We start from the raw sequence: 14,159 nt of genomic DNA on the forward strand, positions 1-14,159 counted from the left end.
CGGTCTGGTGTGGAACGCGCCGTGCGAGAAGAATTGGCTTTTCCGGAAAGCGCGTCCCAGAAAGGGCACGTATTCGTGACCTCGGACCAGTCCCGGTCGGACACTCCCGTGGGAGACGAGGGATACAGACCCGAGTTTCTCGACCTCTACGACGACCTCCGCGCTCCGCTCGACAGCCGCCGACTGTTCGGCAACCGGACAAGGGCCGGCCGACTGATCCGGCGCCGCCGCCCCTGGAAACACCTGTCGACCGGCGAAACGGTCAGGGAGCAGCGTCCGCTTCCGGTGATCGAACTGCGGACGGCGTCGGAGGCGGACGCCGAGACCGTCACCGCGATGCTGGTGGAGCGCAGCGGAAACCAGCCTGTCGCGGTGCTCTCCCGCTGCGAGACCGGGGAGGGGAGCGCGGAACCGGACGCGGCCCCCGCCGCCTACGCCGCAGTGCGGCGGACCGAGGACGACGTGGCGAAGCTGGTCAACGGGCTGCGGGAGCACCGCGGCAGGAAGGTTGACGACCCTCACCGACGTTCTCCCGGGCCGCTGGAGTTTCCCCGCACCGAGTCCCTGCTCACCCTGTTCGAGGTGTTCCGCGAGGACGGCAGGTGGGGATGGCAGCGGAAACAGGACCGGGAAGGGGAGCAGGAGGACACCGGACCGCCCGCCAACTATCTGAACCCCCTGGACATCACCGAAGCCCTGTGGGAGAGAACCGAGAGAAGACGCGATGACCGAAGACACACGCCGGTCGGCGCGGACCGGAGTTCCCCGGAGTCGCCGCGGTCGGTTCTGCGCTGGTTCGGCGAACCGGGCGGAAAGGGGTTGGACGGTGTCGTCCGACTGGCTCGCGGAGGCTACACGGGGCTGTACAACCTGATCAACGGCCTGCTGCGGCGGCTGGGCGCGAACGGCGCGGGCAACGGGATCAGCTTCGACCGGTTCGACCAGTGGGTGGTGACACCGCTGGGCCTGTGCATCAACTTCCTCCTCGGCCTGTCCCTGCTGCTCGGGGTGCAGAACATCCCCGACCTGGAGGCCCTGGAGCAGGTCTTCACCGTTCTGATCCTGCTGTTCCTGGTGTTGCTGCGTGCTCTGGTCCACCTGTGCCTGAGCCGGCCGTGGCGGCCCTACCGGTGGCTGACCCGTCAGCCCTACCTCCGCTACGAGGGGGACTCGCACTTCCTGGTGGGCCACCGCGCCGTCGCCCAGCACATCGGGCTCACCTACCGGCGGCTGAGGTCCGCGCACTCGGGGAGCGGCTTCGGAGCGGACCGGATCGACACGCTCCGCGACGACGCGCGGGCCCTGCGGTTGCTCCTGGTCAACGCGGTCCTGGAGGACCTGACCGCGGCCTACCCCGAACGGCACCGCTACCGCACGAGGTTCCACCGTCCGGTCCTGATCGCGGACCGGTACGCCACCCGCTGGAAGGGCGGGCGGGACACCTCCGCCCGGGAGGCCGACCTCGTCCACCTGATCGAGCGGGTCCGCGCCGAGCAGTACGCCCCGGATCCCCTGGTCGTCGTCGCGGTCGTCCCCGACCCCACCCCGTTGGCCGACCGCGACACCGGTTCCGCCAGGGAAGCGGTCACCACCTGGGTCGAGCGACGCCGTCGGTGCACCCACCTGGGGCCGGAGCGGACGGTCTCCGTCGACATCGGACCCGAGGCCGGCGACCGGGAACGCCACCACCGGAATGTCAGGGGGGTCGTGCAGGGGGAGCCCACCCCCGGCAAACGGTGGCGGGAGGCCCTGACCACCACGGTCGCCGGGCTGCTCGTCCTGCTGCTCCTGGCGGGCACGGCCACCCTGATGGACCTGTTCAACGGCAGGTGCTGGCGCCCGCTGCTGACCGATCCCGGAGTGTGGGAGGTCCGGGGCGAGAACGGCCGCCGGGACTGCGTCGGCTACACCGACGGGTCCTTCGTCTTCCACGAGCGCCTCGCAGCGGTCCAGGGCCGCATCAAGGAGCAGAACGACGGGGTCGTCACCGCGAGGACCCCCTACGTCACGGTGGTCTACCTCGGCCAACTGTCGGTGAGCGACACCGAGGCGAGCAACAGCAGACTCGCCGGGGTCCTGGGAGAGCTGACCGGCCTGGCACTGCGGCAGAAACGCCACAACGCCGACGCCCCGGACAAGGGCAGCCCGCGCATCCGCCTGCTGATCGCCAACACCGGCCCCGGATGGCGGCACGGAACGGCGGTCGCCGAGCGGATCGGCCGCCGGGCGCGCGAGGAGAACATCGTGGCGGCCGTCGGCTTCGGGCAGAGTCTGACCACGACCACGGAGACGATCGAGGTGCTCTCCAGGTACGCGCTGCCGATGGTCTCCAGCACCGCGACCTTCGACGACATCGCCGCGCTGCACGGCTCCTACAGCGACTTCTTCTTCCCCATCGCGCCCTCCAACACCCGGCTGGGCAGCCAGGCCGCCGAATGGGCGCTGCGGGGAGCGTCGAGCACCGACGCGGACGGCACGTGGGAACTGCCCGCGACCGGGACGGCGGTCGCGGTCGCGGACACGACCAGCACCGAGAGCTACGGGGAGGACCTGGCGAACAAGTTCATGGACCACTTCCTCGCCGGGGGAGGCCGGGCCGGGACGGAGGCCCTCGGCGCACTGGCCTACAGGGCCAACGGCGTCATCCCCTACGAGCGGAACGGCGGGCAGTCCCTGGACACCGTGGTCGAGCGGATCTGCGCCGACCCGCCCGACCTCGTCTACTACGCCGGACGCTCCGCCAACTTCGGAGTCCTCCTCGACCGGCTCTACGACGAGAACAGGTGCGCCGACGGGATCACGGTGCTCGGCGGCGACGACGTCGCCCAGTACGTCACCGACAACGCGGACCGGCTGAGCGGCGTCCACGACCGGATCTCCGTCTACTACACGCCCCTGGCCGCGGACGGGGTCTGGGGCAGCCCCGGGGCGCAGAACGACGAGGTTCCCGCCTTCTACGAGAACCTGGCGGACCTGACCGAGGAACTCGACGCCGACACCCCCTCCATCGCCCACGCCGTGATGGCCCACGACACCCTGGACGTGGTCTCGCGCGCCCTCGACAGCACCGATCTGCCGTGGGGCGACCCGGGGAGGGCCGGGGAGGCGGCGGCGGTGGTGTTCCCCGCGATCCAGCAGACCGGCAGGCAGGTCGGGATCAGCGGGGCGCTGGACTTCGGGGAGGTCGGCACCGGGTACTGGTACGAGGACAAGCTCGTGCAGTTGGTCCAGGTGGACGCCGAGGGGCGACCGCACGTGGTCGCGGCGTGCGGGTCGATCACCTACCAGCGGCGGGGCGGGGGGCCCAACTGCCTGGAGACCCCCGAAACGGAGTGAACCCCGTGTCCTGGCGGCCACGGGGTCCAGCGGAACGGCGGGGCTACACGCCCGCGGAGAGGGCCTCCTGCGCGCCTTCGACGGTGTTGATGTCGCGCTGGGCGGGACCGATGTAGTTGGCGCTGGGACGCACGAGGCGGCCGGTGCGCTTCTGCTCCAGGATGTGCGCCGACCATCCCGCGGTGCGGGCGCTGGTGAACATGGAGGTGAACATCGACGCCGGGATCTCGGCGAAGTCCAGCACGACCGCGGCCCAGTACTCCACGTTGGTGGCGAGCACCCGGTCGGGCTTGCGGGCGTGCAGCTCCTCCAGCGCGGCCGTCTCCAGGGCGCTGGCCACCTCGAAGCGGGGCGCGTTCAGTTCCTTCGCGGTGCGGCGCAGGACGCGGGCCCGGGGGTCCTCCGCGCGGTAGACGCGGTGGCCGAAGCCCATCAGACGCTCGCCCCTGTCGAGAGCCTGGGTGACGTACTTGCGCGCGTCGCCGATGCGCTCGGTCTCGTCCAGCATGTGCAGGACGCGGGCCGGAGCGCCGCCGTGCAGCGGACCCGACATGGCGCCGACCGCTCCGGAGAGGGCCGCGGCCACGTCGGCGCCGGTGGAGGCGATGACGCGGGCGGTGAACGTGGACGCGTTCATGCCGTGTTCGGCGGCGGACGTCCAGTAGGCGTCCACGGCCTTGACGTGGCGGGGGTCGGGCTCGCCACGGAGTTGGATCATGAACCGTTCGACGACGGTCTTTCCCTCGTCGACACGGCTCTGGGGAACCTTGGGCTGGTCCCCCCGGGCGGACTGGGCGATCACCGACAGGGCAGCGGAGGCGGCGCGGGCGACGTTGTCGCGCGCTTCCGCGTCGTCGATGTCCAGAAGCGGCTTGAAGCCCCACAGCGGTGCCAGGGTCGCCAGCGTGCTCTGGACGTCGACGCGCACGTCGCCGGTCGAGACCGGAATGTTGATCGGGTCCGCGAAGGGAAGTCCGGGGGCGAAGCTGTTGTCGACCAACAGCCCCCACACGCGCCCGAAGGTGACATGGCCGACGAGGTTCTCGATGTCGACGCCCCGGTAGCGGAGAGCACCGCCCTCCTTGTCCGGTTCGGCGATCTCGGTCTCGAACGCCACGACTCCTTCGAGCCCGGGTTTGAAGTCCGACATACCGGCTTCCTCCGTCTCCTCGGTCCTCGGATTGGTAATCCATTGAACCGGTCCGGGATTCTTTACTGACATGCGAGGTGCCGTTAACGGTCCGCCCACTGCTGGCAACTACCCCACAGATCGTGTGAGGATGCACCACTGTGGACTATTCTGACCCCGCTGAGCTGCGCGAATCGTACGGTGGCCGCCCGTTGCGCCGTCGTGACCTCGCTCCGCACCCCATGGAACAGTTTCACACCTGGTTCACACAGGCGCGCAGGTCAGGGCTGGCGGAGCCCAACGCGATGGTGCTGTCGACGGTGGAGCCCACCGGCATGCCGCGCGCCAGGACCGTGCTCATGAAGGGGTACGACCGTCACGGCCTGCGGTTCTTCACGAACTACCGGTCGCGCAAGGGGCGGGCGCTCACCGAGGAGCCGCGTGCCTGCGTGGTCTTCCCGTGGCATCCGATCAGGCGTCAGGTCATCGTGGGCGGGTGTGCCGAACGGCTCACCGACGAGGAGAACGACGCGTACTTCGCGCGGCGTCCCCACGGGTCGCAGCTCGGCGCGTGGGCGAGTGAGCACCAGTCGTCGCCGGTCGCCGGCCGGGAGGAACTCGACCGGCTGTACGCGCGGTTCGCGGAGGTCTGGCCCCCCGGCAGCGCGGTGCCCCGGCCCGCCTACTGGGGCGGGTTCCGGCTGGTGCCGCAGGAGGTGGAGTTCTGGCAGGGGCAGAGCGACCGGATGCACGACCGCTTCCGCTACCTGCTGACCTCGGGGACCGCGGCCGACGGGGAGTGGCGGATCGACCGGCTCTCCCCCTGACAAACACCGCTCTGCCGGGGAATTCACCAATTTGTTAAGTGGTATAGGTCACGTTTTTCGAAAAAGTGGTGGAGCCTGTCACGCTATGATTGACGTGGACGGTGGCCGTTTCCACGGTCAGATGCGTGTTTCAGGCTCACGGCTGGCATACACCCTCACTTGAGCGTGCGATCCCGGAACAGGCGCGCACTGGCCCGTGTTGAGACAACTGCCGTTGGCCGCTCTCAACCGGGCCCAGAAGGGGAGAGGGAGCCTTGACCGCACACGGACTCATCGACACCACGGAGATGTACCTCCGCACGATCTTCGAACTCGAGGAAGAGGGGATCGTGCCGCTGCGCGCTCGTATCGCGGAGCGTCTTCGCCAGAGCGGCCCCACCGTCAGCCAGACGGTCGCGCGCATGGAACGCGACGGCCTGCTCCGCGTGGAGAACGACCGGCACCTGGTCATGACGGAGAAGGGACGCCGTCTGGCCACCCATGTCATGCGCAAGCACCGGCTGGCCGAACGGCTGCTGGTGGACGTCATCGGCCTGCCCTGGGAGGACGTCCACGTCGAGGCGTGCCGGTGGGAGCACGTGATCTCCGAGGCCGTGGAGGAGCGCCTGATCGGGCTCCTCAAGGCCCCGTGGACCTGCGCGCACGGCAACCCGATTCCCGGCCTGGACGAACTGGGGGTCGAGGACTACTCGCCCGAACCGTTCGCGAGCCACTCCATCGTCCCCATGACCGAGGTGCTGTCCGAGGCGCCCGCCACGGTGACGGTCCGCCGCATCAGCGAACAGGTGCAGAGTGATACCGATGTCATGCTCGCCCTCAAACGCGCCGGGGTACAACCCGAGAGAGAAGTGACGCTCGTCGCGAGCGATGACGGTGTGCGAGTGATTGGTGGTAGCCGCGAGGATGGCGAGTCGACCGAACTGTCCCGGCAGGTCGCCACTCATATTTTCGTCACCAGGTCCTAGTCGGAGCGCGGATCCCGCGTACGGTCCACGAGATCGCCCATTGCTCTGCGGATACTTCCCCGCAGTTGCTACCCTCGCCACATGGCGTGGACCGGAAAGAACCAAGCCGGGTGTGCTTGTCCAACGGAGGACGATGCGGGTCTCGTCGGTCATTGTCAGTACGGTCCGTGACGGCGAGGTGGCTGCGCGATGAAGCGGTGGGGGGAAGCCTTCTACGACGACGCACTGTCCGGGGCCGAGGTGCTGGACCAGGTGCAGATCGCCGTGGTGGTGACGGACCGCTTCAGTAATCTCCGGTACTGGAACGCCTACGCCGGCAAGCTCTTCGGTCTCGACGGGGGAAGCCGACACCTCGGAGTTCCCCTCGTGGACATCGGCATCCACGAGGCCGACCACGAACAGTTGGCCCAACTCGCGCGCAGGGTCCTCAAGGGCGACACCTGGGAGGGCGCCTTCGCCGTACTGCGCGGCGACTCCACCTGGGTGCACCTCCGAGCCAGCGCGGTCCCCCTGAAGCACCCCTCCGGAGCGGTGGACGGAGTGGTCATCCTCGCCAACGAGGCCCTGCGCAGCGGGCGGGTCGAGGAGCAGTACGGCCTGCTGGACCGCATCGGACGGCGGCTGGCCAGTTCGTTGGAGTTCGAGGCCACGGTGAAGGCCGTCGCCGAGATCCTGGTCCCCCAGTTCGCCGACCACTGCTTCGTCGACCTGTACGACCGCAAGCGGATGATCCGCCGCGTCTCGGTGCACGCAGAGGGATGGACCCCGCCTCCGGGCAGTTGGCCCGACGTCGGCGAGGAGGTCCACTACCCGGAGCGGCACTTCGTCAGCAAGGCACTGCGCCGCATGGAGACGGTGGTCGTCAGCGACTACTCGAATCCCGGCGGGGTCTTTCCCAACCGGCGTTCGGTGCGGGTCTCCGAACAGGTGGGGGTGACGTCGGTCATCGCCGCGCCGCTGCGCGCCCGGGGCGAGACGCTGGGCGTGCTCACCCTCGCCCTGTCCGGTCTCACCTCGCGGGACAAGACCGACTACGACAGCTTCGACCGTGACCTGGTCGGCGCGATCGCCTCCCGGGTGGCCGTGGCCATCGACAACGCCCGCCTGTTCGAGGAGGAGCGCGACACCGCGCTGGCCTTCCAGAGCAGTCTGCTCCCCAGGGACTTCCCCCAGTTCGACGGGTTGTCCATCGCGCACGACTACCTCCCCGCCAAACCACTGGAGTCCTACGGCCAGGGCATCCAGACCCAGGTCGGCGGGGACTTCTACGACGTGATCCCGCTGTCGGCCGGGCGGGTCGGGATCGTCATCGGCGACGTCGAGGGACGCGGTCCGCACGCGGCGGCGGTCATGAGTCAGCTTCGGGCGGCGCTGCGGGCGTTCGCGCAGGCCGACCGGGAGCCCGCCGAGATCCTGCGGGAACTCGACGAATGGGTGCGTCGACTCGGCCGCCCCGACGACGAGGGCGGCACCTGGGTGCCCAGCGTCAGTTGCCTGTACATGGCCTACGACGCCTGGTCGCGGGAGCTGTCCTATGCCAACGCGGGCCACCAGCCTCCGCTGCTGATCTGCGACGGCAAGGTCGACGACCTGGAACTGGCGATCCGGGACAAACTGCTGGGAGTCAGACCCAAGGGTGTGCCGGGTGACTCGGTGTACCGGCAGGACGTCCTCACCCTCCCCCCGGGGGCCACCCTGCTGCTGTACACCGACGGTCTGGTGGCGCGCCGACCGCTCGGCGGCGTGGTGGACGTGACCGAGGGACTGCAGCGGTTGCAGGCGCGGATCCGCGAGGTCGCCGACAAGGACGTCCAACAGATCGTCGAGGCGGCCGAGAAGGCCGTCCCCGGTGAGACCGACGACGACACCGCCCTGCTGGTGGTGCGCTCCCACTCCGAGGAGTTGGCGCTGAAGCAGGAGTGGTTCGCCGCCGAGGCGCCCACGGTGGCCGAGGCGCGGCACCTGGCCGCGGACACCTTCAAGGAGTGGGGGATGGACCGCGACCAGGCCGAGCTGGCCTGCCTGCTGGTCTCGGAGATCGTCACCAACGTGGTTATCCACGCCACGCCGCACCCGGTGACCCGCGAGTTCACCGACGAGGGCGTCAAGGACTCCGACGACCAGCTCTCGCTGGACGGGTTCGACGAGTTCGACGAGGACTGGTCGGACCTGCTGGAGGAGGCCGAGCAGGCCGAGGAGCCCGCGCCGGTCAGCCGCGAGTTCCTGCTGCGGCTGCGCAGGGGCGCGTCCTCGGTGTGGGTGGAGGTCTTCGACCACGACCTGAGACTGCCGCGCATCCGCACCGCGGGAGCCGACGACGAGGGCGGCCGCGGCCTCTACCTGGTCGACCAGTTGGCCGAACGCTGGGGCTCCCGGCCCACCCCCGACGGCAAGGCGGTGTGGTTCCAGATGCCCATGCACCGGACGGAGAACGACGGCGGGTGATCTCGACCCCAGGGGCCGGTTCTCCGTGACGCCGGGCCCCGGGGCCATCGCGTTGTCGCAAGTGTCGGCGACCGACCCAACCGAGCGGGCCACTCCGCCCTCTTCCAGGTGCTCGCTGTAACGGATCGACAGGCACTGCGCCCCGCGGCGGTGAAACACCGGTCCACCAGGTCGGGCGGGCGGGACCTGTCAGGTGGCACGTGACCTTTGGCCGGGAGGCCCGGCACCCTCCAGGTGGGCTTGGGGGATTGGAAGGCTCTGCGTGCGCTTAACCTCCCTCGCCACGGGTGCTGTCTAATCCCTCTCGCACCCCCGGCGGCGACCGCAGAACAGCCGGCGCGGTACCTGGTGCTGTGCTCCTTCCACCGGTTCGGGATCTGGGAGCCCGGCCGCTGCAGCCAGTCAGCGCGGCCGGGGATCAGGCGGTACCGTCGCAGTTGGACGAGGATTTCCTGCGGGCGCTGGAGTACGGGATGCCGCCCACCGCCGGAGTGGGAATCGGGATCGACCGCCTTCTGATGGCCTTCACCGGCAGGGGCATCCGGGAGACCATCCTCCTCCCGCTCGTCAGACCGGCCGAGAACTGACTCCGACAGTGGGGGAGCCCCGGGTCACCTCCCGGGGCTCGCCTGTCCCTGACGCCACGACGCGGTTCGGTGTTCCCGGTGTCGAGGTCACCCCGGACTGTCGTGGGGACCGCCGTGGAACGGTCGGGGCTTGGGCACGTCACGCGGCTCGACGTAGGGTTCCACCGTGATCGGCTGCCCGGTCTCCAGCGCCCGGCTCCGCTCGATCTCCGCGTTGTACTCGCTGCCCAGCAGGATCGCGATGTTGGAGATCCACAGCCAGATGAGGAAGATGACCACACCGGCGAGGCTGCCGTAGGTGCGGTTGTAGTTGCCGAAGTTCGCCACGTAGAAGGCGAACCCCGCCGACGCCACCAGCCAGATCAGGACGGCCAGCAGACCGCCCGGGCTGATCCAGCGGAAGGGCCGTTTGGCGTTGGGCGCGGCCCAGTACAGCACCGAGATCATGAAGCTCACGAGGAGCACCAGGACCGGCCACTTGGCGATGTCCCAGACGGTGACGGCCACCGGGCCGAGTCCCAGGAGACCGCCCACCCACTCGGCGATTCCGCCGGTGAGGATCACGGCGAGCGCGCTGATGGTCACCAGCACCAGCAGGAGCAGGGTGACGCCGACCCGGATGGGCAGGGTCTTCCAGAACGGCCGTCCTTCGCGGATGTCGTAGACCACGTTGGAGGCCCGCATGAAGGCGGCGATGTAGGCGGAGGCCGACCACACCGCCAGGGCGAGGCTGACCAGACCGAACAGTCCGGCGGCGGCCTGGTTGGCCTGGAGGTTCTGCATCACACCGGTGATGATGTCCACGGTCGCCTCGGGCGCCACCGCGCTCACCTCGCCCACGATGGCGTTGGTGGCCTCCTGCCCGGCCAGGCCCAGCAGCGACACCAGGACCAGCAACGCGGGGAAGACCGACAGCACCGCGTAGTAGGTCAGTCCCGCGGCCAGGTCGGTCAGGTTGTCCTCCTTGAACTCCACGACCGTGCGTTTCAGCGACGCCCACCACGACGTCGCCGGAAGCTTGGCCAACGAGTCAGGTTTGGCGGCGCCGTCCGAGGTGGTCGAGGGCTTGTTCGTTGCGGAGGTGCGCTCGCTCATCCCAGCTCCCCTGTCCTCTCGTCCTGTAAGCGACGACTGCCCCGGGAGGAACCGATGAATCACGAGGTGGGGGCGGGACAACCCCCGGGGACGCGCCCCCGGTCAGGTGGTGGTCTGGTAGGCCCACAGCAGCAGGACCAGGACCACGAAGAACACCGCGATCCCACTTGTGGTCCAGGGGATCTGCACGCGCTTGCGGAGCCAGCGGACTCCGAGGACGACGAAGATGACCAGCAGCCCGAGGAGGATCGCGCCGTCGTACGCGCCGCTCATGAGGTGACCCTTCCGCTGAGTTCCGTAGGGGGTGTGGCGTTCGCCGACCCGGACGGTGACCCGCGGTCCCCTTCCCGGTTCGGCGAGAACCCCCGGGACGACCGTATCCGGTGTCCCGCTGGGGCTTCTGCCACGGAGGCGGTCCACCGCGGATTCATACCCACCGGACGCGGTCGGCGACGACCGGTGAAGAGGCACGTCACCGGGGCTTGCCCCGCCACCAGAACCGAATATCGTTCGGTACAGAGGTCTCACCGCGCCGACAAGGAGGAACCGTGGCCGAGGCATACATCGTCGGAGCCGTACGCACCCCGGTTGGAACCAGGAAGGGGGCGCTCGCGGCGGTGCACCCGGCCGACCTGGGGGCCCACGTGCTCAGGGAGCTCGTCACACGCACCGGAGTCGACCCGTCCGCGGTCGAGGACGTGATCATGGGCTGCGTCACCCAGGTCGGACCGCAGGCGCTCGATCTGGCCCGTACCGCGTGGCTGTCCGCGGGGCTGCCGGAGAGCACGCCGGGCGTCACCATCGACCGGCAGTGCGGCTCCTCGCAGCAGGCCGTGCACTTCGCCGCCCAGGGCGTCATGTCCGGCACCCAGGATCTTGTCGTCGCCGCGGGCGTGGAGAACATGGGCATGGTCCCTATGGGGGCCAACGCGCAGTTCGCCGTCGACAACGGGCTGGCGGTCTACGGGGAGGGCTGGACCGAGCGGTACGGCACCCAGGAGATCTCCCAGTTCCGTGGCGCGCAGCTGATGTGCGAGAAGTGGGGGTACACGCGCGGGGAACTGGAGCGCTACGCGCTGGAGAGCCACCGCCGCGCCGCGGCCGCGATCGAGGAGGGCCGCTTCGATGCCGAGATCGCGCCACTGGCCGGAGTCAGCCGGGACGAGGGCGTGCGCCCCGACACCTCCCTGGAGAAGATGGCCGCCCTCCCACCGCTGCGGGAGGGCTGGGCGCTGACCGCCGCCGTGGCCAGCCAGATCTCGGTCGGTGCGAGCGCGCTGCTCATCGCCTCCGAACAGGCCGTCGCCGAGCACAACCTCACCCCGCTGGCGCGGATCGTGCAACTGGCCCTGACCGGGGACGACCCGGTGTACATGCTCACCGCCCCCATCCCCGCCACCCGCATCGCGCTGCGGAAGGCCGGACTGGGCATCGACGACGTCGACGTCACCGAGATCAACGAGGCGTTCGCCCCGGTCCCGATGGCCTGGACGGCGGAACTCGGCGCCGATCCCGCCAAGGTCAACCCCAACGGCGGCGCCATCGCGCTGGGCCATCCGCTGGGTGCCACCGGAGCCGTCCTCATGACCAAACTCGTCCACGAACTGCACCGCACCGGCGGACGCTACGGACTGCAGACCATGTGTGAGGGCGGCGGACAGGCCAACGTCACCATCGTCGAGCGGGTCTGACCCCGCGTCCCTTCCGGGGCGGCCGCCGGAGCCGTCCCGGAAGGAGCCCTCCGGGGCTCCTCAGCCCGCGGAGTGCGCCACGCCCCGCTCCAGGCCCAGCCACGCCGCCATCCGGGCGAGTTCGGCCGCCAGTTCGGACGCGGTCTCGGCGGGCGCGTCCGGTTCGACCGTGGTACGCCGCACCAGCAACGTGCCCGACGCGCGGTCGGCCTTCAGGTCGACCCGCGCCACCAGGCGGTCGCCCAGCAGGAACGGCAGCACGTAGTAGCCGTGAACCCGTTTGGGCGCGGGAACGTAGATCTCCAGGCGGTAGCGGAACCCGAACAGCGCCTCGGTGCGGGCGCGCTCCCAGATCAGCGAGTCGAACGGGCTGAGCAGGGCGCGAGCCGCCACCCGGCGCGGAAAACGCGCGTCGCGGTGCAGGTAGGCGGGCTGCCGCCAGCCCTCGACACGCACCGGAACCAGTTCCCCCGAATCCACCAGGTCGCGGACTGCCGCACGGCACTGGGCCGCGCTCAGCCGGAAGTAGTCGCGCAGGCACCTCTCGGTGGCCACGCCGTGCGCGCGGGCCGCGATGGCCACCAGGTCCCGGCGGGCGTCGTCCGGATCGGGGTCGGGCGCCCGGTGCACCTCCGCGGGCAGCACCCTGCGGGTCAGGTCGTAGCGGCGCTCGAACTGCTGGTTGCGTCCGTCCGCGGTGATCTCGCCGCACCAGAACAGGTACGCCAGCGCCGCCTTCACCGCGGACCAGTTCCACCCCCACTGCTTCTCGGTGCGCGGCGCGTCGTGTGCCAGCGCCGCCTCGACCTGCCGCGCGGTGGCCGGACCGATCCGGGTCACCTCTTCCAGCACCGTCCGGACCAGGTCGGGTTGGTCGTCGGCGATCCGCCGCACGACTCCCCACGCGTCCTCGACCCGCGCCATCCGCCAGCGCAGCAGTCGGTGCGTGGTGGGCGGGACGAGACTGGCCTCGTGCGCCCAGTACTCCACCAGGGGCCGGTCGCGTGCGGTGGTGGCCCGGTCCAGCAGCGCCCGGTCGTAGGGCCCCAGCCGGGCGTACACCGGCAGGTACTGGCTGCGGCACAGCACGTTCACGCTGTCGATCTGGATGACGCCGACCCGGTCGACCACCCGCCGCAGGTGCCGCATGGTGGCCGCGCCGGTGGGGCGGCGGTCGGTGAAGCCCTGGGCGGCCAGCGCCACCCGCCGGGCCTGGGCGAGGGAGAGGGCGGAATCGCGTCGAGGATGGGGAAGTGTCGCCGATTCGTACACACGTACAACCTAGCGGATGGCGGCTTCGGGGACAGCGCGTCCGTCGCTCAGTTCCCGCGCTCCTCCGGGCAGTCGGGCCACAGGGTGAGGAAGGAACCGTCGCACCGTTCCTCCTCGGAGGGCGTGTCCGAAACGCCCTCCTGCTCCGCGGGGCGCTGGGGGGACCAGCGGTCGGGGCTGGACTGCTCGGTCGCCTCGGAGGTGTCGGGGGAGTCGTCGGCCGCCGCGGCGGGTGAGGGGGACGGCGCCCCCGCCTCCGAGAGCGCCGCGGTCCGCACGACCACGGTGCGCGTGAGGGGGCGGGCAGCGGGAACGGCGCCGGAAGCCGGCGTCGCGGTGCGGGACGGCGCGAAGTAGGTGGCTGCGGACGAGGGCACGGCGGCGGCCGTGGGCTGTGCGGCGGGCTGCTCGGGGTGCGGCGACAGCAGGGCCGCCATGCCGCCGAGGGCCAGCACGACCAGGGAGGCCACCAGCCAGCGCGGCGACAGGGGAACGCGTGTGACGCGTGTGACGCGTGTGATCCGCGACGGAAGCGCGTGCCGCGGCCGGTAGCCCTGTCGACGGAAGAGGCCTGGAAGCATGAGGGGACGTCTCCTCCTGAACAAAACGGTGGTGGAAGCCACCGGAAATTGTGGAAGTGAGAGGAGGTCCGCGACGGGGAGGGCACTCGTTCGCTTCCCGGACAGTTCCCGCAAAGCGCTCCAGGGGGTGAAGGTCAGTCCTTCGCGGACCAGCCCGGGAGCAGTATGCGCCCCGAGCCGCTGCATGGCGCGCAGTCACGGGGAACGAGGACTTCGGCATGACCCTCAGTA

General features: G+C 70.1%; 10 protein-coding genes and 1 pseudogene. 6 read left to right on the forward strand and 5 right to left on the reverse strand.

Annotation, left to right across the window (positions count from 1 at the left end; translation table 11 throughout):
* The first annotated feature begins 108 nt into the window (after positions 1-108).
* Entirely contained in the window at positions 109-3,336 is a 3,228-nt protein-coding gene (locus tag NI17_RS21755) for a type 1 periplasmic-binding domain-containing protein (RefSeq protein WP_147416961.1), read from the forward strand.
* A 43-nt stretch (positions 3,337-3,379) separates the two neighbouring features.
* Here the strand turns inward: NI17_RS21755 and NI17_RS21760 are convergent, their stop codons facing one another.
* Positions 3,380-4,486: a citrate synthase 2 gene (locus tag NI17_RS21760; RefSeq protein WP_068690111.1), complete on the reverse strand. Its 1,107-nt coding sequence runs from the start codon at positions 4,484-4,486 to the stop codon at positions 3,380-3,382.
* Positions 4,487-4,626: 140 nt separating this feature from the next.
* On the opposite strand from NI17_RS21760, the gene pdxH reads away from it, so the two are divergent.
* The 4 genes and pseudogenes from pdxH to NI17_RS21780 form a co-directional block, all read left to right on the forward strand.
* Positions 4,627-5,292 (forward strand): pyridoxamine 5'-phosphate oxidase, encoded by a 666-nt coding sequence (gene pdxH / locus NI17_RS21765; RefSeq protein WP_068690113.1) that lies wholly within the window; start codon positions 4,627-4,629, stop codon positions 5,290-5,292.
* 254 nt (positions 5,293-5,546) lie between these two features.
* Positions 5,547-6,257, forward strand: coding sequence for an iron-dependent transcriptional repressor DtxR (locus NI17_RS21770; protein ID WP_068690115.1), 711 nt, complete (start codon positions 5,547-5,549; stop codon positions 6,255-6,257).
* Positions 6,258-6,446: 189 nt separating this feature from the next.
* Positions 6,447-8,702 carry an ATP-binding SpoIIE family protein phosphatase gene (locus NI17_RS21775; protein WP_068690117.1) on the forward strand — a complete coding sequence of 752 codons (2,256 nt, stop codon included), beginning with the start codon at positions 6,447-6,449 and terminating at the stop codon, positions 8,700-8,702.
* 431 nt (positions 8,703-9,133) lie between these two features.
* A pseudogene (locus NI17_RS21780) lies at positions 9,134-9,289 on the forward strand (amino acid--tRNA ligase-related protein); the annotation flags it as partial.
* Between the two features lie 87 nt (positions 9,290-9,376).
* Here NI17_RS21780 and NI17_RS21785 read toward each other — a convergent pair.
* On the reverse strand, positions 9,377-10,384 hold the full coding sequence (locus tag NI17_RS21785; RefSeq protein WP_068690119.1) for a YihY/virulence factor BrkB family protein: 1,008 nt from the start codon (positions 10,382-10,384) through the stop codon (positions 9,377-9,379).
* Between the two features lie 102 nt (positions 10,385-10,486).
* Positions 10,487-10,657: a hypothetical protein gene (locus tag NI17_RS21790; protein ID WP_170163072.1), complete on the reverse strand. Its 171-nt coding sequence runs from the start codon at positions 10,655-10,657 to the stop codon at positions 10,487-10,489.
* 275 nt (positions 10,658-10,932) lie between these two features.
* Between NI17_RS21790 and NI17_RS21795 the strand changes: the two genes are divergently transcribed.
* Positions 10,933-12,075: an acetyl-CoA C-acetyltransferase gene (locus NI17_RS21795; protein WP_068690121.1), complete on the forward strand. Its 1,143-nt coding sequence runs from the start codon at positions 10,933-10,935 to the stop codon at positions 12,073-12,075.
* A 60-nt stretch (positions 12,076-12,135) separates the two neighbouring features.
* On the opposite strand, the gene NI17_RS21800 is transcribed toward NI17_RS21795, so the two are convergent.
* Complete coding sequence (locus tag NI17_RS21800) at positions 12,136-13,347, reverse strand: winged helix-turn-helix domain-containing protein (RefSeq protein ID WP_068690122.1); 1,212 nt, start codon at positions 13,345-13,347, stop codon at positions 12,136-12,138.
* Positions 13,348-13,394: 47 nt separating this feature from the next.
* Entirely contained in the window at positions 13,395-13,928 is a 534-nt protein-coding gene (locus NI17_RS21805; RefSeq protein WP_068690124.1) for a hypothetical protein, read from the reverse strand.
* Between the last annotated feature and the right edge of the window lie 231 nt (positions 13,929-14,159).

The organism is Thermobifida halotolerans, assembly GCF_003574835.2.
Classification (GTDB): domain Bacteria; phylum Actinomycetota; class Actinomycetes; order Streptosporangiales; family Streptosporangiaceae; genus Thermobifida; species Thermobifida halotolerans.

Bases quoted from the DNA above. Each gene is read 5' to 3' on its own strand.
- NI17_RS21785 (WP_068690119.1), bottom strand. From the start codon at position 10,384: ATGAGCGAGCGCACCTCCGCAACGAACAAGCCCTCGACCACCTCGGAC.
- NI17_RS21760 (WP_068690111.1), bottom strand. From the start codon at position 4,486: ATGTCGGACTTCAAACCCGGGCTCGAAGGAGTCGTGGCGTTCGAGACC.
- NI17_RS21775 (WP_068690117.1), top strand. From the start codon at position 6,447: ATGAAGCGGTGGGGGGAAGCCTTCTACGACGACGCACTGTCCGGGGCC.
- NI17_RS21805 (WP_068690124.1), bottom strand. From the start codon at position 13,928: ATGCTTCCAGGCCTCTTCCGTCGACAGGGCTACCGGCCGCGGCACGCG.
- NI17_RS21790 (WP_170163072.1), bottom strand. From the start codon at position 10,657: ATGAGCGGCGCGTACGACGGCGCGATCCTCCTCGGGCTGCTGGTCATC.